The sequence below is a fragment of the Streptomyces sp. NPDC025784 genome (assembly GCF_055558435.1).
Genome location: NZ_JBVHMN010000013.1, coordinates 108,409 through 127,586, shown reverse-complemented (window position 1 = coordinate 127,586; position 19,178 = coordinate 108,409). Strand labels below are relative to the sequence as shown.

Annotated in this window: 17 protein-coding genes and 1 pseudogene; 12 read left to right on the top strand and 6 right to left on the bottom strand. The window is 72.2% G+C overall.

Features of this window, described 5'->3' with window-relative positions; genetic code table 11:
* Positions 1-43: 43 nt before the first annotated feature.
* The 3 genes and pseudogenes from ACZ4IF_RS27650 to ACZ4IF_RS27640 form a co-directional block, all read right to left on the bottom strand.
* A pseudogene (locus ACZ4IF_RS27650) lies at positions 44-277 on the bottom strand (helix-turn-helix domain-containing protein); the annotation flags it as partial.
* A gap of 51 nt (positions 278-328) precedes the next feature.
* Entirely contained in the window at positions 329-697 is a 369-nt protein-coding gene (locus tag ACZ4IF_RS27645; RefSeq protein ID WP_359495469.1) for a VOC family protein, read from the bottom strand.
* A 31-nt stretch (positions 698-728) separates the two neighbouring features.
* The gene (locus ACZ4IF_RS27640) at positions 729-1,370 is read right to left on the bottom strand and encodes a hypothetical protein (protein WP_467567517.1); all 642 of its coding nucleotides are present in this window, start codon (positions 1,368-1,370) and stop codon (positions 729-731) included.
* Positions 1,371-1,937: 567 nt separating this feature from the next.
* Here ACZ4IF_RS27640 and ACZ4IF_RS27635 point away from each other — a divergent pair.
* Positions 1,938-2,612, top strand: coding sequence for a helix-turn-helix domain-containing protein (locus tag ACZ4IF_RS27635; RefSeq protein WP_467567515.1), 675 nt, complete (start codon positions 1,938-1,940; stop codon positions 2,610-2,612).
* A 446-nt stretch (positions 2,613-3,058) separates the two neighbouring features.
* On the opposite strand, the gene ACZ4IF_RS27630 is transcribed toward ACZ4IF_RS27635, so the two are convergent.
* Positions 3,059-3,736, bottom strand: coding sequence for a CBS domain-containing protein (locus ACZ4IF_RS27630; protein ID WP_467567513.1), 678 nt, complete (start codon positions 3,734-3,736; stop codon positions 3,059-3,061).
* A 552-nt stretch (positions 3,737-4,288) separates the two neighbouring features.
* Between ACZ4IF_RS27630 and ACZ4IF_RS27625 the strand changes: the two genes are divergently transcribed.
* The 6 genes from ACZ4IF_RS27625 (at position 4,289) to ACZ4IF_RS27600 (ending at position 12,857) form a co-directional block, all read left to right on the top strand.
* Positions 4,289-5,167 carry a universal stress protein gene (locus ACZ4IF_RS27625; RefSeq protein ID WP_467567511.1) on the top strand — a complete coding sequence of 293 codons (879 nt, stop codon included), beginning with the start codon at positions 4,289-4,291 and terminating at the stop codon, positions 5,165-5,167.
* 129 nt (positions 5,168-5,296) lie between these two features.
* Positions 5,297-7,666, top strand: coding sequence for a glycoside hydrolase family 65 protein (locus ACZ4IF_RS27620; RefSeq protein WP_467567509.1), 2,370 nt, complete (start codon positions 5,297-5,299; stop codon positions 7,664-7,666).
* Positions 7,667-7,734: 68 nt separating this feature from the next.
* Positions 7,735-9,426: a PucR family transcriptional regulator gene (locus ACZ4IF_RS27615; RefSeq protein WP_467567507.1), complete on the top strand. Its 1,692-nt coding sequence runs from the start codon at positions 7,735-7,737 to the stop codon at positions 9,424-9,426.
* 142 nt (positions 9,427-9,568) lie between these two features.
* A complete protein-coding gene (locus tag ACZ4IF_RS27610; protein WP_467567769.1) occupies positions 9,569-10,951 on the top strand; it encodes a type III PLP-dependent enzyme domain-containing protein in 1,383 nt (460 codons plus the stop codon).
* Between the two features lie 333 nt (positions 10,952-11,284).
* The gene (locus ACZ4IF_RS27605; RefSeq protein WP_467567505.1) at positions 11,285-11,893 is read left to right on the top strand and encodes a TetR family transcriptional regulator; all 609 of its coding nucleotides are present in this window, start codon (positions 11,285-11,287) and stop codon (positions 11,891-11,893) included.
* A gap of 1 nt (position 11,894) precedes the next feature.
* Positions 11,895-12,857: a hypothetical protein gene (locus ACZ4IF_RS27600; RefSeq protein WP_467567503.1), complete on the top strand. Its 963-nt coding sequence runs from the start codon at positions 11,895-11,897 to the stop codon at positions 12,855-12,857.
* A gap of 89 nt (positions 12,858-12,946) precedes the next feature.
* Here the strand turns inward: ACZ4IF_RS27600 and ACZ4IF_RS27595 are convergent, their stop codons facing one another.
* Positions 12,947-13,852: an SMP-30/gluconolactonase/LRE family protein gene (locus tag ACZ4IF_RS27595; RefSeq protein WP_467567501.1), complete on the bottom strand. Its 906-nt coding sequence runs from the start codon at positions 13,850-13,852 to the stop codon at positions 12,947-12,949.
* 100 nt (positions 13,853-13,952) lie between these two features.
* Between ACZ4IF_RS27595 and ACZ4IF_RS27590 the strand changes: the two genes are divergently transcribed.
* Positions 13,953-14,414: an Lrp/AsnC family transcriptional regulator gene (locus ACZ4IF_RS27590; protein ID WP_467567499.1), complete on the top strand. Its 462-nt coding sequence runs from the start codon at positions 13,953-13,955 to the stop codon at positions 14,412-14,414.
* A gap of 159 nt (positions 14,415-14,573) precedes the next feature.
* On the opposite strand, the gene ACZ4IF_RS27585 is transcribed toward ACZ4IF_RS27590, so the two are convergent.
* The gene (locus ACZ4IF_RS27585) at positions 14,574-15,167 is read right to left on the bottom strand and encodes a TetR/AcrR family transcriptional regulator (protein ID WP_467567497.1); all 594 of its coding nucleotides are present in this window, start codon (positions 15,165-15,167) and stop codon (positions 14,574-14,576) included.
* Positions 15,168-15,238: 71 nt separating this feature from the next.
* Here ACZ4IF_RS27585 and ACZ4IF_RS27580 point away from each other — a divergent pair, with 71 nt between their 5' ends.
* The 4 genes from ACZ4IF_RS27580 (at position 15,239) to ACZ4IF_RS27565 (ending at position 19,004) form a co-directional block, all read left to right on the top strand.
* Positions 15,239-16,129: a DMT family transporter gene (locus ACZ4IF_RS27580; RefSeq protein ID WP_467567767.1), complete on the top strand. Its 891-nt coding sequence runs from the start codon at positions 15,239-15,241 to the stop codon at positions 16,127-16,129.
* A gap of 194 nt (positions 16,130-16,323) precedes the next feature.
* Complete coding sequence (locus ACZ4IF_RS27575; protein ID WP_467567495.1) at positions 16,324-17,004, top strand: alpha/beta fold hydrolase; 681 nt, start codon at positions 16,324-16,326, stop codon at positions 17,002-17,004.
* 141 nt (positions 17,005-17,145) lie between these two features.
* The gene (locus ACZ4IF_RS27570) at positions 17,146-18,084 is read left to right on the top strand and encodes an NAD-dependent epimerase/dehydratase family protein (protein WP_467567765.1); all 939 of its coding nucleotides are present in this window, start codon (positions 17,146-17,148) and stop codon (positions 18,082-18,084) included.
* Positions 18,081-19,004 carry an RNA polymerase sigma-70 factor gene (locus ACZ4IF_RS27565; protein ID WP_467567493.1) on the top strand — a complete coding sequence of 308 codons (924 nt, stop codon included), beginning with the start codon at positions 18,081-18,083 and terminating at the stop codon, positions 19,002-19,004. The genes ACZ4IF_RS27570 and ACZ4IF_RS27565 overlap by 4 nt, the downstream gene beginning before the upstream one ends.
* Positions 19,005-19,178: the final 174 nt, after the last annotated feature.

Genomic DNA, 19,178 nt, shown 5'->3' with positions numbered 1-19,178 from the left:
GCACATCAAGCGCTTGCTCAGGGGGACCGGGAGGGCGCGCGTCTCAGCCGCGGCGACCGGCGTGCCGGAATCGGCAGCGGTACTCCCTGGGCGTCGTGTCGAGCCTCCGCCGGAACGAGCGGATCAGGGTGTCGATCGTGTGGAACCCACGGGCGGACGCCCCGCGTTCGAGGGTGTCGTCGCTGGTTGCGAGCCGGTTGCGCGCCGTCTCGACGCGGGCCGACTCGATGCGGGCGGCCGGTGTCATGCCGAGTTCTGTCTCGAGGATCCGCGTCACGGGTGACAACGTCCCCTCGCGCACGGGATGTTGCTCGCGGCCTCCCTGCGGTCAGCCGTGGTGTGTGTCGATGACGCAGAAGCGGTTCCCGTCGGGATCGGCCAGGACCACGAAGTCGGCGTCCGGAGGATAGCGGTCCCAGTCGACCCGCCGGGCGCCGAGAGCGACCAAGCGTTCGACCTCCGCGGCCTGATCGGCGGCGTCTCCCGCGTACAGGTCCAGATGGATCCGGGGATGCTCCTGCACGGGTGTCTCGCTGAGCCCCAGCGAGAGCCGGGCGCCGGTCCCTTCGGCCGGCACGAGGACCACCCAGTCGTCCTCCATCTCCTCGCGCGGGACGTAGCCCAGCGCCTCCGTCCAGAACGCCGCCGCACGCGGCACGTTCGACACACCCAGCACTACGGATCCGATGGTCAGCACGCCCTGCTCCTACCCCGTGGGGACCCGGCGGCTACCTCGTGCCGTCCTGCCGGGTTCCCGCATGCAGCGGCTCCGCGGGGGAGGGATCCGGCCGGGATTCCATCCGCGCACGCGCCCGGTCGCGGAACCACGCGCTGACACCCACCAGCACGGCCGCCGCGGCCCCGTACAGCGGCAGCCACAGGGTCGTCGTCGCCGCCAGGCAGCCGGCGACGGCCTCACGGCTCTTGGACTGCGCCGCGTACGCCGCGGCGGTGCGGTCGAGACCGGTCAGGCCGGCCAGTGTGGCCCGGGACCGGACGGCCTCGTACCTGCCCAGCCAGGTGCAGTCGATGCGGGTGCCCGGCATCGGGAACACCCAGGCCCAGCGCTGCATCATGGGGGCCAGTGCGATCGCCACGCACAGGCCGACGACCAGCGCGTACGCGATCAGACCGCGCATGTACGCGGACCGCAGGTCGGACGTCCACGGCGGCCGACGCTGAAAGGCGAAGATCACCGAGAGGAGCGTCACCCCGATGAATGTCGCGAACCACTGCCACGAACCCTGCGCGAGAGCGAACGTCAGCACGGCCGCGAGCCCGATGCCGATGACCCCGGCCTGACTGCCGGCGTCGGCGCCCGTGTCCGTGGTGGCCGGCGGTCGGGGTCCTTGCGGGATGTGGTCGGTCACGGGCCTCTCCTGCAGGCGGGAGGCATCAGCTTCCGCCGTGCGGCGTCGCAGGTCCCGGAGCCATGCCGGGCGCGGGTGGCACGGCGCCCGGATGGGGGATCGTCCTCCGGACCGCGACGAGAGGATGCCGTGATCGTCGCGGCCGATTGCTCGAACCTGCCCAACTCGACTGTGGGCGAAGGAGGTTGACCTGTCGACTCCGGCCGGGGGAGCGGCGGTCACGGCGCAGCTCGGTCCACGCCCGTCCGCAGCCCGCGCGAGCGTGCCCTCGGACGTGGCTCCCTCCCGGAGCCGGGGCGTCACGTGAGCCTCCACGTGGCTCACGGAAACCTCCTCGCGACCGCGCAGTGCCGTGGGCGGCGGACGGTTTTGTGGCCTGCCTGTCGTCGGTCCCCCGCCATGGTCCCTCGGGCCGCCGGTGTGGGCCGGACGGCCCAAGCGGTCTCCCTCCTTTTCGGAGAGGCTGGAGCCGCGGGACGATCCCGGTTCCGGAAGACGCGCCGGGCGGCGCCGTCGCCGACGACGCGCGCCCGTGGCGCGAGGCATGACGAGAGGAGGTGGCGAGTCATGACCGGACAGGTACGGGCGAACACGGTGGAGGCGCCACCGCTCGGCGATCTCGGCCGACGGCTGGTCGCACGCCGGGCGGAACTCGGCCTGACGTGCGAGGAGGCGGCCGCGCGTGCCGGCGTCGCGCCCAACTATCTGCGCTACCTGGAGGAGAAGCCGGCAGCCGCACCTGGCGCGGGCACCCTGCTCAGGCTCGCCGAAGCACTGCGCACCACGATGTCCCACCTCACCGGAGGCGACAGCGACCGGCCGCCCGGCCCGGGGCAGGCCGGACGGAGCCCCGACCTCACCGAACTGAGTCCGTCCGAGTGCCGGACCCTGCTGTCGGACCACGGCGTGGGGAGGGTGGCGGTCCTCACGGCCACGGGCCCCGCCGTCGTACCCGTCAACTACGGCGTCGTCGACGACGCGATCGTCTTCCGCACCTCTCCCGGCGCCACGCCGGCTCTTGCCGCGGGCTCCGAGGTGGCCTTCGAGGTCGATCGCATCGACGACGCCTTCAGCGAGGGCTGGAGCGTTCTCGTGCGTGGGCACGGGCGGGCCGTGACGGACGAGGAGGAGGCGCGTCGGCTCACCGGCCTGGCACGCAGCGAGCCGTGGGCCGGTGGCCGGCGTGAGCTGTGGGTGCGCATCGACGTCCACACCGTGACCGGCCGACGGATCACGGTCTGACCGAGAACGCCCGCCGGGGTCGTACGCCGGGTGGGCAGCACGCGTCGGCCGTGCGCCCCGAACCGACGCGTCGGCCGTGCGCCCCGAACCGAGCCGAACGCCCGGGCCCGGGACCGAAGCCGACCGGTCCCGGGCCCGGGACCATCGGCACGTGCGCCGCGGCCCGGACGGGAGGACAGTGGAGTCAGGAGCGGCACCGTTCCCCCGCGGTGTCGCTCCGTGTCGCTCCGTCCTTACGCGGAGAAGGTGTCGCTCACGCAGGTGTCGTCCCGCCCGTACGTGCACGACGGCGTCCGTACGTACGTGTACGCCGGCGTCCGTACGCGTACGATGGCGCGGCTCCGCCCGCAGGCCGAGCCACGAACTCGACAGGCCGACCGGGACCGAACTCGACAGCTCGACAGGGCCCGACCTCGACCGGTTCCCCGCGGACCGCGAGGCCCCCGTCACCGCTGCTCGGACCACTCCTCGGCCCGAGCGGACGCGTGGGCGAGGTGGCAGCGGACGTCGACGACACCCTCCACGGCGCGGGCCAGGCGTTCCGCCACGGGGACCAGCCCGGTGCTCTCCACCCAGCCGGCGAGGGTGACCACGCCGTCCGAGGCCTCCACCTGTATGTGGTCGGCGGACAGCGGGAACAGCCGGTCGACGACCTCGTGGCGCACTTCCTCGGCGAGTTCCTCGTCCTCGCGCAGGAACACCTTGAGCAGGTCCGCGCGACTGACGATCCCTTCGAGGAGGCCGACGTCGTTGACGACGGGAAGTCGCTTGATCTTGCGCTGCGCCATGATGCGCGCGGCCTCCGCCAGGGCCGCGTCGGCGTGCACGGTCACGGCCGGGGTGCTCATCAGGTCCCAGGCCGTGAGCCCGCTCGCCTTTGCCAGGTCCGCCAGCCGGCGTTGCCGCGTGAACCGCTCCGGGTCGCTGTCCCGGAACTCCTCCTTGGGCAGCAGGTCGGCCTCGGAGACCACTCCGACCACGCGCCCCTCGCCCTCCAGGACGGGCAGGGCGCTGACCTTCCACTGCTCCATCAGCGTGACGATGTCCTTGAACGGCGCGTCGCGGCCTACCGCGACGACGGTGGGTGTCATCACGTCGCTCACGATGTGCGGGCTGCCGTGCATGATCTCCTCCTCGGAAGGTCGAAGTGCGGTCGACAGCAGGGCCGACGACTCTTCGGTCCCGCGCGCCCGGTGTGCCGACCAGGAGCGAACCTGTTCCGGTCCGATGCGGCGGTCCCGCGGCCGTCCTTGCCGTGGAGTCCTCGATTCCAGCGTGGGCGCCGACGGAGCCGCCCGCCACGGGCCGCTCGGACCTGGCACGGGGGCGTTCGGCCCCGGTGGGGCTCCGCGCGGCCGTGTCTCGGGAGGGCGCCGCCGTGAAGGCGACGTCATGACAGGACGGGAAGGACGCCATCCGCTTCTCGCGGATCCTGATTGCGCGGTGCACGGCTGTCGGCCGCTTCCCCGCGTCTCGGTCGGGTCCTCCCCGTCACCTACAGGACACCACGGGATCGGCCCGGCCACCAGGGCCGGCGGGCATCAGGGCTCCCCGCCTGGGCCGAACGTCCCCGAGGAGAGCCGACGTGCCCCTCGTACCGGACGGCCGTGGCTGGCACGGTGAGGTTGAAGCCCCGTACTGCCGGCGTGGCGGTCCGACGAAAGGCGGTGGGGACGATGACGACGCTTCCCCTGGTCGTGGGCGTCGACGGTTCGGACTCGAGCCTCCAGGCGGTCGACTGGGCGGTGGACGAAGCCGCCCGTCACGGGCTGTCGTTGCGACTGGTGCACGCCTCGCTCTGGGAGCGCTACGAGGGAGCCGTTTCGTCGAGTGGCCTGGACCGTCCTTCCGAGCGCGTGCTGACCGAGCACATCGTGGCGTCCGCGGCGGAGCGGGCCGCGCGACGCGACCCGGACGTGAAGGTGTTCACCGATGTGATCCCCGAGGACGCCGTGGAAACCCTCCTGCGCGAGGGCAACAACGCCTCCGCGCTGGTCACGGGGTCGCGTGGCCGGGGCGGGCTGCCAGGACTGATGCTCGGTTCGGTCGGGCTGGCCGTCGCGGCCCGTGCCCACTGCCCGGTGATCGTGGTCCGCGGCGACAGCGCCGGTCTGGCCGGCAGCCACGAGCGGATCCTGCTCGGTGCCGGGGATCCCGTCAGCGGTGGCGAGGCCGTGCGGTTCGCCTTCCGCGAGGCCGAGACCCGCGGGTGCGTCCTCGACGTCGTGCGGGCCTGGCGCCGCCCCGCGCACGAGGTCACCGGACGGCCCGAGCCGGACGAAGCTCCCGGGCGCGTCTACGAGGAGCGGGCCGCGGCCCTGCTCCACGCCCTGCTGCACGACGCCGCGGCCGACCACCCCGGCGTACGGGTGCGTGGCGTGACCGCCGAAGGGCCGGCCCGCCGGATCCTCGTGCGGCGTTCGGCCGCCGCCGATCTGGTGATCGTCGGCGCGCGCCGGAGGGCGGGCCACTTCGGTCTCCAGCTCGGCCGGGTGAGCCACACCCTGCTCCATCACGCGTACTGCCCGGTGGCCGTCGTGCCGCAGCTGGTGTGATCGTTTGAAGGGTCGGTCCACGAAGGGCCGGTCCACGAGGGGAGCAGACATGGCCGTGCGGTCCCACGACGTGATCGGTTCCGCGCCGCGCCGTGCCACGGAGGTCGCGTCCCACGGGGCAGCGCCGCGATGACCGGCTGGACGTGGGAGTACGAAGGGTTCGACCCCGCCGAGGAGTGTCTCAGGGAAGCGCTCTGCACACTGGGCAACGGCTACCTCGCGACCCGCGGCGCACTGCCCGAGTGCGCCGCGGACGGCGTGCACTACCCGGGCACCTATGCCGCCGGCTGCTACAACCGGCTCACCTCGGACGTCGCGGGCCGCCGGGTCGAGAACGAGGACATCGTCAACCTCCCGAACTGGCTGCCGCTCCGCTTCCGGCTGCCCGGACAGCACTGGCTGACACCGGAGACCGCACCGGTGCTGGACCACCGTCTGATCCTGCGCCTCTCCACCGGCCTGCTGGAACGCCGCACCCGCTACGGCCTCGGCGACGGCCGTGTCCTGTACGTGCGGCAGCAGCGTCTCGTGCACATGGCCGACCCGCATCTGGTCGCCCTGCGAACCGAGTTCACGGCCGAGGAGTTCGCCGGGGAACTGGAGGTCGAGGCCGCGCTCGACGGAGGTGTCACCAACGCGGGAGTGCCGCGCTACGCGGACCTCGACGGCCGCCACCTGACGCACGTACACACCGACACCGCCGGTCCCGACACGGTCTGGCTGCGCTGCCGGACCCGGACCTCGGACATCAGGATCGGCATGGCGTCCCGGCTCACCGCGGACGTCCCGGTGACGCAGCACCACGACTTCCCGCGCGCGGTCCAGCGGGTGCGTCTGTACCTCACACCCGGCCGCACCGTCGGAGTCGACAAGACCGTCGCCGTGCACACCTCTCGTGATCCCGCGATCAGCGACCCGTGGGACGCCGCCGTCGACCGGGTCCGTGACGCCCCCGGGTTCGACGAACTCCTGGAGCCGCACCGGATCGCCTGGAACCAGATGTGGCGCCGTGGCGAACTCGACGTCCCCGGAGAGGCGGGCAGCATCCTGCGCCTGCACCTCTTCCACGTGCTGCAGACCCTCTCCCCGCACACCGCCGACCTGGACGTCGGGGTGCCCGCCAGAGGCCTGCACGGCGAGGCGTACCGCGGCCATGTCTTCTGGGACGAGCTGTTCGTCCTGCCCTATCTCAACCTCCACTTCCCCGAGGTCTCCAGAGCCCTGCTGCGCTACCGCCACCGGCGGCTCGACCGCGCCTGTGCCGCCGCCCGCGCCATCGGCAGGCGCGGCGCCCTCTACCCGTGGCAGAGCGGCAGCGACGGGCGGGAGGAGACACAGCAACTGCATCTGAACCCGCACTCGGGCCGCTGGCTGCCGGACAACTCACGACTCCAGTGGCACGTCGGCTCGGCGGTGGCCTACAACGTACTGCAGTACCACGAGGCCAGCGGGGACGCCGAGTTCCTGCACACCAAGGGCGCCGAGATGCTGCTGCAGATCGCCCGCTTCTGGACCGACTCGGCCACCTACGACGACCACTTGGGCCGGTACCGCATCAAGGGCGTGGTGGGCCCCGACGAGTACCACGACGCCTATCCGGACGCCGAGCGGCCGGGCCTCGACGACAACGCCTACACCAACGTCACCGCCGCCTGGGTACTGGCCAAGACCCTCGAACTGCTGCGCGCCCTGCCCGAGCCGCGCCGCCGTGAACTCGCCGAGCGCACCGGGCTGGACGGCGCCGAGCTGGAGCAGTGGGAGGAGGTGTCCCGCACGCTGCACGTGCCCTTCCACGACGACGTCATCAGCCAGTTCGAGGGCTACGGCGATCTCGCCGAACTCGACTGGGAGGGCTACCGCGAGAAGTACGACGACATCCGGCGGCTGGACCGGATCCTGGAGGCGGAGGGCGACAGCGTCAACCGCTACCAGGCGTCCAAACAGGCCGATGTGCTGATGCTCGGCTACCTCTTCTCACCCTCCGAACTCCAGTCGCTCTTCGGCCGCTTGGGCCATCACCTGGACGAGGCGACCTGGCTGCGCACGGTCGAGTACTACCTGCGCCGCACCAGCCACGGATCCACTCTCAGCGGTCTGGTGCACGGCTGGATCCTGGCCCGCGCCCGGCGCGCGGAGGCATGGTGGTTCTGTCAGGAGGCCTTGCGCGGAGACATCGCCGACGTCCAGGGCGGCACCACGGGAGAGGGAATCCACCTGGGCGCCATGGCGGGCACGCTCGACCTGATCCAGCGCGGGCTGACCGGACTGGAGACCCGGGCCGGCGCGCTCTGGCTCGACCCGGTGCCGTTGCCGGAACTGTCCTCCTACGGGATCTCCCTGCGCTACCACGGGCACTGGGGCGTGCGGCTGCGCCTGGAGAGCGGGCGGCTGGAGATCGCGGTCCCGTCGTCCGGCCGTTCGCCCATCGACATCCGGCTCCCGGACCGCGCGGTCTCCGTCGAACCGGGCGAGAGCTGTCACCTCGTGCTGCCGGACTGATTCCCCCATCGCGCCTGCTCGTATCCTTGACCCATGCACGCAGGTACCAGCCGCCGCGCCCGTCGGCCATGACCGGAGCAGCACCGGGCGGCGGTACGCCGCCCGACGTCACCCTGCGGCAGGTCCTCGCCCACGACGAGGACGGCATCCTCCACCTCGTCCTCGCGCCGTCCGGCCCGGACACGGCGGTGCACTGCGTCGTCATCGGCGAGGAGGACGCGCCGCGCCCGCACGGCGGCCACATCGTGCTCGCGACAGGCCTGCGGCCGGGCACCGGCTCCGCCCCGGACGCCGTACGGGAGGCCGCCCGTCGCGGCGCCGTCGCGGTCGTCCTGCGCAGCGGAGGCGAGGACGCCCTGCCCGCCACGGTCCTCGGCGCCGCGCGGGAGACCGGGGTCGCGCTGCTCACCCGGGCCGAGTGGGCCGAGTGGGGCGACACCCTCGAACTGGTCCGGTCCGCGCTGGCGTTCGGCGCGGTGGGCAGCGGGGACCGCCTGGCCCAGGCCGCCGCGGGTGGCGGCCTCGCCGTGCTCGCCTCGGTCGTCGCCCGCTACTGCCGTGCCTCGATCACGGTGGAGGACACCCAGTTCAGGGTCGTCGCGCACTCGGCGACCAGCGCCGACGCGGACGGACTGCGGCAGTCGACGATCCTGGGCGGCAGGGTCCCGGACTGGCGCGTCGCCGAACTGCGCCGCAGCGGACTGCTGCACGCCCTGTGGACCTCGCGCGACGTCATCCACCGCCCGGCCGACGGCACCGACCCCGAACGCCTGGTCGTCGCCATCCGCAGCGGCGGTGAGGTCCTCGGCTCGATGTGGGCGGCGGCCGACGGGGGACAGCTGTCGCCGGACGCGCCGGACACGCTGCGCCGTGCCTCGGAGGTCGCCGTGCCGTACCTGCTCCAGCACCGGCTGCGGGGCAGCGCCGGCCGGCGGCGCCAGGAACACGCCCTGCGCGGCCTGCTGCTCGGCGAGGGCGACCGCCGCTCCCACATGTGGTCGCTGGAACTCGCGCCGGACGTGCCCTGTGCCGTCGTGGTCGCCGAACGGGACCGCGCGGTCGGCCCCGCCGCGGAACGCAGCCTCCAGGCCCTCGCGTTGCAGGCCGTCGCGCACCGCGCCACGGCACGCGTCTGGCGCGAGGACCACCGCCTGACCGTCCTGCTGCCGCTCCCGGACGGCGACCCGCGCGACGCCCTGGGCCTCGCCCGCGAACTCGACTCACTGGCGGCCGCCATGCCGGACGCCCCCGTCGTCCGGGTCGGTGCAGGAACACCGGCGGACACGCCGGCGGGTGCCGCCGAGTCCTACGAGGAAGCCCTCCTGATCGTCCGGGCCCTGCGCGAACGCGAGGCCCGCGCCGTGCCTGCCGGCCCTGCCACGGCCGCGGACGGGGGAGCGGGGCCGCGCTCGCCGGTGCGGCACGCGGGGCCGGGCGACGTCGGGCACACGGTGGCCGTCCTGCGGGTCCTCGACGCGATACGTCCCCTGTGGGAACGCCACGGGGGCCCCGTCCACGACATGGTGGCGGCGGATCTCGCCGCCGGAGGCGAACTGGTGCGCTCGCTGCGCGCCTATCTCGACGCGGCGGGCGACATGTCCCGAGCGGCCCATCATCTCGTCCTGCACCCCAACACCTTGCGCTACCGGATGCGCCGGGTCCGCGAGCGCTTCGGCATCGACCTCGACGACCCCGACACACGGCTCGTCGTCACGCTCGCGCTGCGCCTCGCCGCGACCGAAGGGGGCCCTGAGGTCTAGGGGGTTGGGCTGCGCCGCCGTTTTCGGAGCGGCGGACGAACAATCCGCGATCCTTTGTACGGGACCACGAAGACCGCGACGGGCCCCGGGGGCCACGCTCTTGTCACCCCCCTCCACCGTGACGAAGGCCCCCTCCGTGACTCTGAACAGCGACGTCCGTCCGGACCACCCGTCCGCACAGCCCACCGCCGCCCCACGCTCCGCCGAGCGGGCCGGCACCGTCCTGCGCCACGCGGTCGAGCGAGGACTCATCGGCGCGGCCCAGCCCGTCGCCGGCTTCCTCGACACGGACGGCATCCGGGCGTCGGTGGCCGCCCTGCACAGCGCCTTCGAGACCGTGCCCGAGGTGTTGCACACCTTCGCCGCCAAGGCCTCCTCCCTCGTACCGGTTCTGCGGCTGCTCGCGGACCAGGGCATGGGCTGCGAAGTGGCGAGCCCCGGAGAGCTGCGGCTGGCCCGGGACGCCGGATTCGCGCCGGACCGCATCGTCCTCGACTCGCCCGCCAAGACCCGCGAGGAGATCGCCGAGGCGCTCGCCCTGGGCGTCTCCCTCAACGCCGACAACCTCGACGAACTCGACCGCATCGACGCGCTGCGACCCGCCGGAACCGTGTCCGTCGTCGGTCTGCGCGTCAACCCCCAGGTCGGCGGCGGCGCCATCGGCGCGATGAGCACCGCGACGGCCACCTCCAAGTTCGGGGTCGCCCTGCGCGACGCGGGAGGGCGCGACAGCGTGGTCCGGGCCTTCGCCCGGCATCCCTGGCTGACCCGGCTGCACGCGCACGTCGGCTCGCAGGGCTGCTCGCTGGAGTTGATCGCCGAGGGGATCGGCGAGGCGTACCGTCTGGCGGAGGACATCAACGCGACGCTCGGCCGGCAGCAGATCACCAGCCTGGACATCGGCGGCGGCCTGCCGGTCAACTTCGCCGACGACGAGGTGCGTCCGACGTTCGACGACTACACGCGCGCCCTGAGGTCCGCGGTGCCCGGCCTGTTCGGGGGACGGTACGCGCTGGTCACCGAGTTCGGCCGGTCGCTGCTGGCCAAGAACGGGTTCATCGCCGCCCGCGTCGAGTACACCAAGCAGTCGGGGGGCCGCCGTATCGCCGTGACCCATGCGGGCGCGCAGACCGCGACCCGGACCGTCCTGATGCCCGGCTCCTGGCCGCTGCGGGTCGGCGCCTTCGACGCGCAGGGGCGGCCGAGGACCGGGGAGCCGGTGGCCCAGGACGTCGCGGGGCCCTGCTGCTTCGCCGGGGACGTCGTGGCGGAGAACCGCGAACTGCCCGCCCTGGACGAGGACGACCTCGTCGTCCTGTACGACACGGGCGCGTACTACTTCTCCACCCCCTGGGCCTACAACAGCCTGCCCCGACCCGCCGTGCACGGCTACACCGTCGACGGAGCGGACGTACGGTTCGCCCCCGTACGCGACGCGCAGACGCTCGACGAGATCGCGGCGGAGAGCGGGGCGCGCCACGCCGAGCGCCTCCTCGCCCTCGCCCCGCGGGCCCCTTCTCGCTGACCTCGACACCACACGCCGAACAGGCCGACTCGGTCGCGCATCAAGGTGACCAGAGCCGCGCCGGGGTACAAGTCCGCCTGGCTGCATTACGGCGGCGGCTGCGCGATGGACCATCCCGAAGGTGAGTGGACCGGCACCATCACCGCCTTCCACCATCCGTGCGGCGGGGGCGAGAACCGGTGCCGCGTCGGCCGAGGCGCCCTGCCGGCCGGGTCGGGCGGGAACACCCTGGCTCCTCCTCGCCCGCGATCCGACGGGAGCGAGGCACACCGCGGTGCGTCGGGGAATCCAGACCGAGTTTGTTTTTGAACCGGGTATGGTTATTGTCGTCGTGTGACAGGGCTTCGTGAGCGCAAGAAGGAACAGACCAGACAACGCATCGCCGCGGTGGCCATGCGGCTGTTCATCGAGCGCGGATTCGACGCCGTGACGGTCAACGAGATCGCCGAGGCCGCGGACGTGGCCAAGGCGACACTCTTCGCGTACTTCCCGACCAAGGAATCGCTCGCCCTGCAGGGCGTGGGCGGCGACGACCTGGCAGGGATCGTCGCCCGTCGTCCGGCCGGCCAGACGTTCCTGGAGGCGCTGCGCGCTCATCACCGCGCGCTCGCCGCCGGACGCATTCCGGAATCGGACATGGAAGCGCTGATCGCCCGCGTGCGCGTCGTCCAGGAGAGCCCCGCACTGCAGAACGCGGCGAACGGACTGCTGTACCAGCAGCGCCAGGCGCTGGCGCAGGTCCTGGCCGACGAGTACGGCGACACGGCGGCGGCGCTCATGGCGGCCCAGGTCGCGGCGTCCCTGCTCACCCTCCAGGAGGCGTACTTCCGGCGACTGCTGGACGGCGCGTCCCCCGAGGCCACCGGCCGTGCTCTGGCCCAGGACGTCGAGCTGGCCTTCGACCTGCTGGAACACGGACTCGACCATGTGAAAGGCCCCTGACGTGCGCGCACGCGGCATCAACTACGACACCGGGACGTTCCCGGGAGACCGGCTCACCCGGAAGAGCTTCGACTCCGAGGCCGTGCGCCGCGAGATGGCGGTGATCGCGGGTGAGCTGTACTGCGACGCCGTGCGCGTCTCCGGCCGGGACGGCGAGCGGCTGGGCATCGCCGCCCGGCACGCGGCGGACGCCGGGCTCGAAGTGTGGTTCTCGCCGTTCCCCGTGGACCTTTCCCCCGAGGACGTCCTGGCGTTCCTCGCCGACTGCGCGCGGCGCGCCGAGGCGCTGCGCCAGGACGGCGCACAGGTCGTCTTCGTCACCGGCTGCGAACTCAGCGCCTTCGCCCACGGCTTCCTTCCGGGCGACACCCACCTCGACCGTCTGCACGCCATGGCCACCGCCGACATGCAGTGGTGGCTGTCCCTCGACGCGGTGCCCGAAAGACTCAATGCCTTCCTCGCCCGAGCCGCGGCGACGGTCCGCGCGCACTTCGGCGGCAGGATCACCTACGCCTCGGGCCCCTGGGAGCCCGTCGACTGGGAGCCGTTCGACCTGGTGGGCATCGACGCCTACCGGTCCGCCGAGAACGCCGACACGTTCCGGGCCCACCTGCGCGAGTCCCTCGCCCACGGCAAGCCGCTGGCCGTCACCGAGTACGGCACCTGTGCCTACCTCGGCGCGGGTGACCTCGGCGGCATGGCCTGGCAGCCACCGCAGGGAGCGGTCCCCGACGAGGACGAGCAGGTGCGCTACCTCACCGAACTGCTCGACGTCTTCGAGGACGAGGGCGTGGACACCGCGCTGTGGTTCTCGTTCGCCAACTACGACAAGCCCCGCGACCGCGACATCGCCTCCTACGGTGTCGTCCGCATGCTCGACGACACCCGCTGGGAACCGAAGAAGGTCTTCCACGCCATGGCCGCCCGACACCGACTCCCGCACGGGCGCTCCGAGTCACACTGACCCGGAGCGTTGACGGGCGGTGTGGGCCGGCCGCCGACGTGACTGTCCAGGAGGCGTGGACGAGCTGTGGCACGGCCGGCGTCGTGGCGTCAGCGTCGGCGTATGCGGGGTGCGCCCGTCACCGACATCACCAGGGAGTACAAGGACGTCGTGGCGGTGATGAACATGCGGTTGTTCTTCCTGCCGCCGAAGGCGATGTTGGAGACGGCCTCGGGGACGCGCAGGCGGCCGATCAGTGTGCCGTCGGGGTCGTAGCAGTGCACTCCGCCGTTCATGGCGGCGGCCCACAGGCGGCCCTGGTTGTCGAAGCGGATGTTGTCGAACCGGCTGTCGCCGTCGGTGGCCTCGGCGAAGACCTTGCCGTCCGAGAGGGAGCCGTCGTCCCGTACGTCGAAGACCCGGATGTGACCGGCGCGGGTGTCGGAGACGTAGAGCTGCTGCTCGTCGAGGGAGAGGACCAGGCCGTTGGGTCCCCCGAAACCGTCGGCGGCCAGGGCGATGTGGCCGTCGGAAGGGTCGATGCGGTAGACGTGACAGGCGCCGATCTCGCTCTCCGCCTGGTGCCCTTCGTAGTCGGAGGTGATCCCGAAGTCGGGGTCGGAGAACCAGATGGTTCCGTCGGAGTGCACCACGGCGTCGTTGGGGCTGTTCAGCCGCTTGCCCTCGAACCGCTCGGCCAGCGCGGTGACGGTGCCGTCGTGCTCGGTGCGGGTGACGCGGCGATTGCCCTGCTCACAGCTGATCAGCCGGCCTTCGCGGTCGAGGGTGTTGCCGTTGCTGTGGCCGGCGGGGGAGCGGAACGTGCCGACGGCCCCCGTCTGCTCGTCCCAGCGCAGCATCCGGTCGTTGGGGATGTCGCTCCAGATCAACTGCCGCCAGGCGGGAAGGTACACCGGCCCTTCGGCCCACCGGCAGTCGTCGTACAGCGTCTCCAGCCGGTCGTCGCCGAAGGCGCAGCGTCCGGTGAAGAAGCGCTCGTCCAGAATCTCATACACAGAATTCGAAGGCTGACCGGACAAGATTCCACCCCTGTAAGCTCGAACCGAATCTGAATCGTCGCGACACTACCTCTACCAGATGGATTACGGTTCACCTATGAAACGTGTAGATGACATCGACCGTGAGCTGCTCGGCCTGCTCCAGGAGGACGCCACGCAGTCCTACGCGGCGCTGGGGCAGGCGGTCGGGCTGTCGCCGGCCGCGGCGCACGAGCGCGTCCGCAAGCTGCGCGAGCGCGGTGTGATCCGCAGGACCACGATCGACGTCGATCCGGCCGCCGTGGGCCGGGGCGTACTGGCCTTCGTCATGGTCGACTCGAAGTCCTGGATGGGGGAGTCCGCGGCGGCGTTCGCGGCGCTGCCCGAGATCCAGGAGGCGCACGTCATCGCGGGCAGCGCGTCGGTGCTGGTCAAGGTGCGCACGTCGACCACGGAGGAACTGCAGGACGTGCTGCGGCGGTTGTACGCGATCGAGGGTGTGAGCGGCACCCAGGCGACGATCGTCCTGGAGACGTTCTTCGAGAGGGCGCTGGGCGGAACGCCGGGCGGTGCGGCCTGAGTCGGCGGCTCGGGTGGAACGGCACGGATCCGGTGTTCCGGCGCGCGGGTCCGGGAGAGGGGCGCGCCCCTGGCCTCGGCGCCGGTGCGTGGGGTGCGCGCCCGGCCTCGGCGCATCGGCATCTTCCGCGGTCGCAACCGGCCGTCACCGCGGGGATCTTCACATGGCGGCATGCGATGCGAGGAGGGGACGCGCCTGCTCGCGGGCGGCCTTGAGCGGGTCCGGGAAGACGCCCAGGCCGTGACTGACCAGGGCTCCTTCGTGCAGCAGCATCAGTGTGCGCCCGAGCGACGCGGCACCGCGGGGCGCGATCTCCCGTGCGAGGCCGGTGAAAAGGGCCAGCATCCAGGCCTTCTGCTCCTTGATGACGGTGTACGCGGGATGCGCCGGGTCGCTGATCTCCGCGTGTGCGTTGATCATGCTGCAGCCCTTGGCGCCGTTCTGCCGCATCCATGTCCGGGAGGCGTCGAAGGTCGCCAGGCAGCGCTCGGCGGGATCCGTGTGACGGTCGAGGTGCTCCGCGAGGTGGGCACGCCACCGCGCGTCGCGGTCGGCGAGGTACTCCACGACGATCTGCTCCTTCGACCCGAACCGGTCGTAGAGCGTCTTCTTCGTCACGCCCGCCTCGGTGGCGATCAGTTCCACGCCCACGGCGTGGATCCCGTGCTCGTAGAACAGCCGGGAGGCGGCCTCCAGCACCCGCCGGGCGGCGGGCGTCATGGTGACGCGCTGAGGCTTCGCTGCTTGGCCCATGGCACTGAAGTATACCGATCTGTATAGTGCCGGGTAAGAGGTATACCGATCGGTATAGCTGGAGGATGCGAGTGAACTTCCCGCTCTCGGTGGCGTTCGTACTGTGCTGGAGCTCCGGATTCATCGGGGCCAAGCTCGGGGCGGAGAGCGCCGCCGGGGTGACCGTCCTGATGTGGCGGTTCCTTCCGCTGGCGGTACTCCTCGTCGGTGTCACGGCCACCCGCTGCGGAGCGGCCTGGCGAGGTCTCACCCCGCGGGACGCGGCACGTCAGATCGCCGTCGGGGCCCTCTCGCAGAGCGGCTATCTGCTCACCGTGTACTACGCGATCCAGCTGGGGGTCTCCAGCGGCACCGTGGCCCTGATCGACGGAACGCAGCCCCTGGTGGTCGGTGCCCTCGCCGGTCCGCTGCTGCGGCAGTACGCCTCCCGCAGGCAGTGGCTCGGGCTGTGCCTCGGCGTGGCCGGCGTCGGAGTCGTCACCAGTGCGGACGCCATGGCGACCAGCGGCGTGGTCTGGTGGGCCTACGCCGTGCCCTTCCTCGGGATGGTCTCGCTCGTCGCGGCGACCTTCCTCGAACGCCGCTCGTGCACACGGGTCCCTCCCCTCGTGTCGCTGACGATCCACTGCACCACCAGCGCCGTCGTCTTCACCGCGTTCGCCGTGGGTGCCGGTGCGGCGTCGCCGCCTGCCGCGCCGTCGTTCTGGATCGCCACCCTCTGGCTCGTGGTGCTGGCCACCTTCGGCGGCTACGGGCTCTACTGGCTGGCCCTGGAGCGGGCAGGCGTGACCCAGGTGAACACGCTCATGTTCCTGATGGCTCCGGTCACGGCGCTGTGGGGCGCGCTCATGTTCGGCGAACCGTTCGGTGCGCAGACCGCCGTCGGTCTGGCCGTCGGCTTCACGGCGGTCCTCGTCGTCCGTCGCGGGTCCGCGGCCGTGACGTCCCCGGGCCCGTCCTGAGCCGCTCGGTGCCGCCCCCGTCACGAGCGCGGCCGGCCCTTCACGAGAATGATCGTGTCGACTGTCCATCAAGGCCTCCGAGGCGGCCCGAAGCACCCGCACCGAGCGTCCCGGACCGGGCCTCCGCATCGGGTGCCTTGAACCGAACACCGCGCACCGCGCACCGCGCGCCCCTCACGAACGGAGAGAACGCGATGGCCACCTACGTCCTGGTCCACGGAGCCTGGCACGGCGGCTGGTGCTGGCGTGACGTCGCGCACCGCCTCCGCACGGCCGGACACACGGTGTACACGCCGACCCTGACCGGTCTCGGGGAGCGCGCGTACCTGCGGAGCCCCGACACGGGCCTCGCCATGCACGCGGAGGACGTTCGGAGCGTGCTCGAGGCCGAGGACCTGCGGGACGTGAAGCTGGTCGGACACAGCTACGCGGGCTTCGTCGTCCGGCAGGCAGCCGACCGCGTGCCGGAACGCGTGGAAGAGCTGATCATGCTCGACGCCTGGGCGGGCAGCAATGGCGAGTCGCTGCTCGACCGCGCGTCCGAGAGGTTCCGTGCCTGGGTGGCCTCGCTGGCCGACGGGGATGTCCTGGCCGTGCCGCCCCCGGAGTCCGTGGGAGTCACGGCTCCCGACCAGGTGGCCCGGCTGAAGTCCCTGCTGACGCCGCACCCTCGGCTCACGTTCACCGAAGCCGCGCAACTCACCGGCCGTGTCGACGCGTTGCCCTGCCGCGCCATCGTGTGCACGCCGTCGAGGATGCCGTTCCGCGCTGTCGCCGCCGAGTTCGGCTGGGCGGTCGCCGAGCTGGAGAGCGGGCACGACGCGATGGTGACCGCGCCGGACGCGCTGACGCGGCTCCTGCTCGCCTCGGCGTGACCGTCCCTCCCGTCCGGGGTGACGCCGAGTCGCTGTGCTGCCGTCGCGCCCGGGCAGGCGGATCACCGCCCACCCATGTCACAGACGTCCTGGCCTGTCTCGTCCATGGAGGTGACGGCGGTATCCGTGATCGGGAAGGTGATGGGTGTGAGGGTGTTCGTGGCGGGCGGGACCGGGGTCCTGGGCCGGCGGCTGGTGGCGCAACTCGTGGCCGGCGGCCATCAGGTGACGGCCACGACGACGAGCACGGCCACTTTGGGAGTGCTGGAGCGGCTCGGCGCCGACGGGGTCGTGATGGACGGGCTCGACGCGATGTCGGTCGGCGAGGCGGTGGCCAAAGCGCGGCCGGAGACGATCGTGCACCAGATGACCGCCATCTCGGTGGCGCATGCCGGAAAGCCCGATCTCAAGCACATGGACCGGTGGTTCGCCACCACCAGCCGGCTGCGCACCGAGGGGACGGACCACCTGCTGGCCGCCGCCGAGGCGGCCGGCGTGTCCGGCTTCGTCGCGCAGAGCTACGCCAACTGGAACGGCATCCGGGAAGGCGGCTGGGTGAAGACCGAGGAGGATCCGCTGGACCTGCACGAGGGGACGGTCGCGCAGCCGGGACTCGCGGCGGTCGCACACGTGGAGGAGACGGTCGTCGAGGCCGGCGGTGCGGTGCTCCGCTACGGCGGGTTCTACGGGCCGGGCGCCATCGACGACCAGGTCGAGCTGGTCCGCAAGCGGCAGTTCCCGCTCGTCGGAGGGGGCGCCGGGCACAGCTCATGGGTGCATCTCGACGACGCGGCGCGTGCCACCGTGCTGGCCGTGGAACAGCGGGCGAAGGGCGTGTTCAACATCGTCGACGACGAACCGGCACCGGCCGCCGAGTGGTTGCCCCACCTCGCGCGGTGCGCGGGCGCCAAGCCCCCGATGCGGGTACCCAAGTGGCTGGCCCGGCTGCTGGCCGGCGACGTGGCCGTGGCGATGATGACCGAGGGCCGAGGCTTCTCCAACGCCAAGGCCAAACGGGAACTCGGCTGGGAGCTGCGCCACCCGTCGTGGCGGCAGGGCTTCAAGGAGGCGCTGGCATGACGCGGACCGAGGAGTTCGAAGAGCTGCGGCCACTGCTGTTCTCGATCGCCTACCGGATACTCGGCAGCGTCGGCGAGGCCGAGGACGCGGTTCAGGAGACCTGGCTGCGCTACGAGGGATCCTCGGCACGGCCCGCGTCGACCAGGGCCTACCTCTCGGCGGTCATCACCCGGCTCTCGATCGACGTGCTGCGATCGGCCCGCCGCAGGCGCGAGGAGTACGTCGGGCCCTGGTTCCCGGAGCCACTGCTGGCCGACCCCTACGAGGACCCGGAGCGTTCCGCGGAACTGGCCGACTCCCTGTCGATGGCCGCCCTGTTGCTGCTCGAACGGCTGACCCCGCTGGAGCGCGCCGTCTTCGTGCTGCGCGAGGTGTTCGGGTTCGGCTACCCCGAGATCGCGTCCGCCGTGGGCCGTTCGGAGGCGGCGTGTCGCCAGCTCGGCGTGCGGGCGCGCCGCCACATGGACGCCGGCCGGCCCCGGTTCGAGGCGGACCGCAAGGAGCGCGAGGCGCTCGCCGGGCGCTTCTTCGAGGCCTTCAGGGAAGGGGACGTCGAAGGGCTGCGCGAGCTCCTCGCCGCCGACGTCCGGATGATCGGCGACAGCGGCGGCAAGGCACCTCAATGGGGCCGGGCCATCGCCGGCGCCGGGAACGTGTCCCAGATGCTCGCCGCGATCGCCGGGCCGTTCATCCGGATCGGCGGCTCGGTCGAGGACCACGAGGTGAACGGCCAGCCGGGCGCGGTCTTCCGGGACCGGGACGGCAACGTCCTCAACACCCTGGTGCTCGACGTGCTCGACGGACGGATCCAGACGATCCGCTCCATCATCAATCCGGACAAGCTGGGGCACGTGGGTCCGGTCGCGGACGCCTGGGCGGTCGTCCGAGAGGCGAAGGAGGCCCGCCTGCCCAGGGATTGAACGCTATTGGCGTCTGCGGGGCGACGCGGTCCTCGACCGGGTCGCGCCCCGCCGCACGAGGGCAGGCGCCCGACCTCCACGGACCGGCCCTGCCTCACCGGAGACAGGGCCCGTCGGACGTCAACTCCGGATCCGCCGACCGACGATTGCGCCGACCGGCCGAGGCCTGCCACC

Bases quoted from the DNA above. Each gene is read 5' to 3' on its own strand.
- ACZ4IF_RS27635 (WP_467567515.1), top strand. From the start codon at position 1,938: ATGACCGGACAGGTACGGGCGAACACGGTGGAGGCGCCACCGCTCGGC.
- ACZ4IF_RS27630 (WP_467567513.1), bottom strand. From the start codon at position 3,736: ATGCACGGCAGCCCGCACATCGTGAGCGACGTGATGACACCCACCGTC.
- ACZ4IF_RS27625 (WP_467567511.1), top strand. From the start codon at position 4,289: ATGACGACGCTTCCCCTGGTCGTGGGCGTCGACGGTTCGGACTCGAGC.
- ACZ4IF_RS27620 (WP_467567509.1), top strand. From the start codon at position 5,297: ATGACCGGCTGGACGTGGGAGTACGAAGGGTTCGACCCCGCCGAGGAG.
- ACZ4IF_RS27615 (WP_467567507.1), top strand. From the start codon at position 7,735: ATGACCGGAGCAGCACCGGGCGGCGGTACGCCGCCCGACGTCACCCTG.
- ACZ4IF_RS27590 (WP_467567499.1), top strand. From the start codon at position 13,953: ATGAAACGTGTAGATGACATCGACCGTGAGCTGCTCGGCCTGCTCCAG.
- ACZ4IF_RS27585 (WP_467567497.1), bottom strand. From the start codon at position 15,167: ATGGGCCAAGCAGCGAAGCCTCAGCGCGTCACCATGACGCCCGCCGCC.
- ACZ4IF_RS27575 (WP_467567495.1), top strand. From the start codon at position 16,324: ATGGCCACCTACGTCCTGGTCCACGGAGCCTGGCACGGCGGCTGGTGC.
- ACZ4IF_RS27570 (WP_467567765.1), top strand. From the start codon at position 17,146: ATGGGTGTGAGGGTGTTCGTGGCGGGCGGGACCGGGGTCCTGGGCCGG.
- ACZ4IF_RS27565 (WP_467567493.1), top strand. From the start codon at position 18,081: ATGACGCGGACCGAGGAGTTCGAAGAGCTGCGGCCACTGCTGTTCTCG.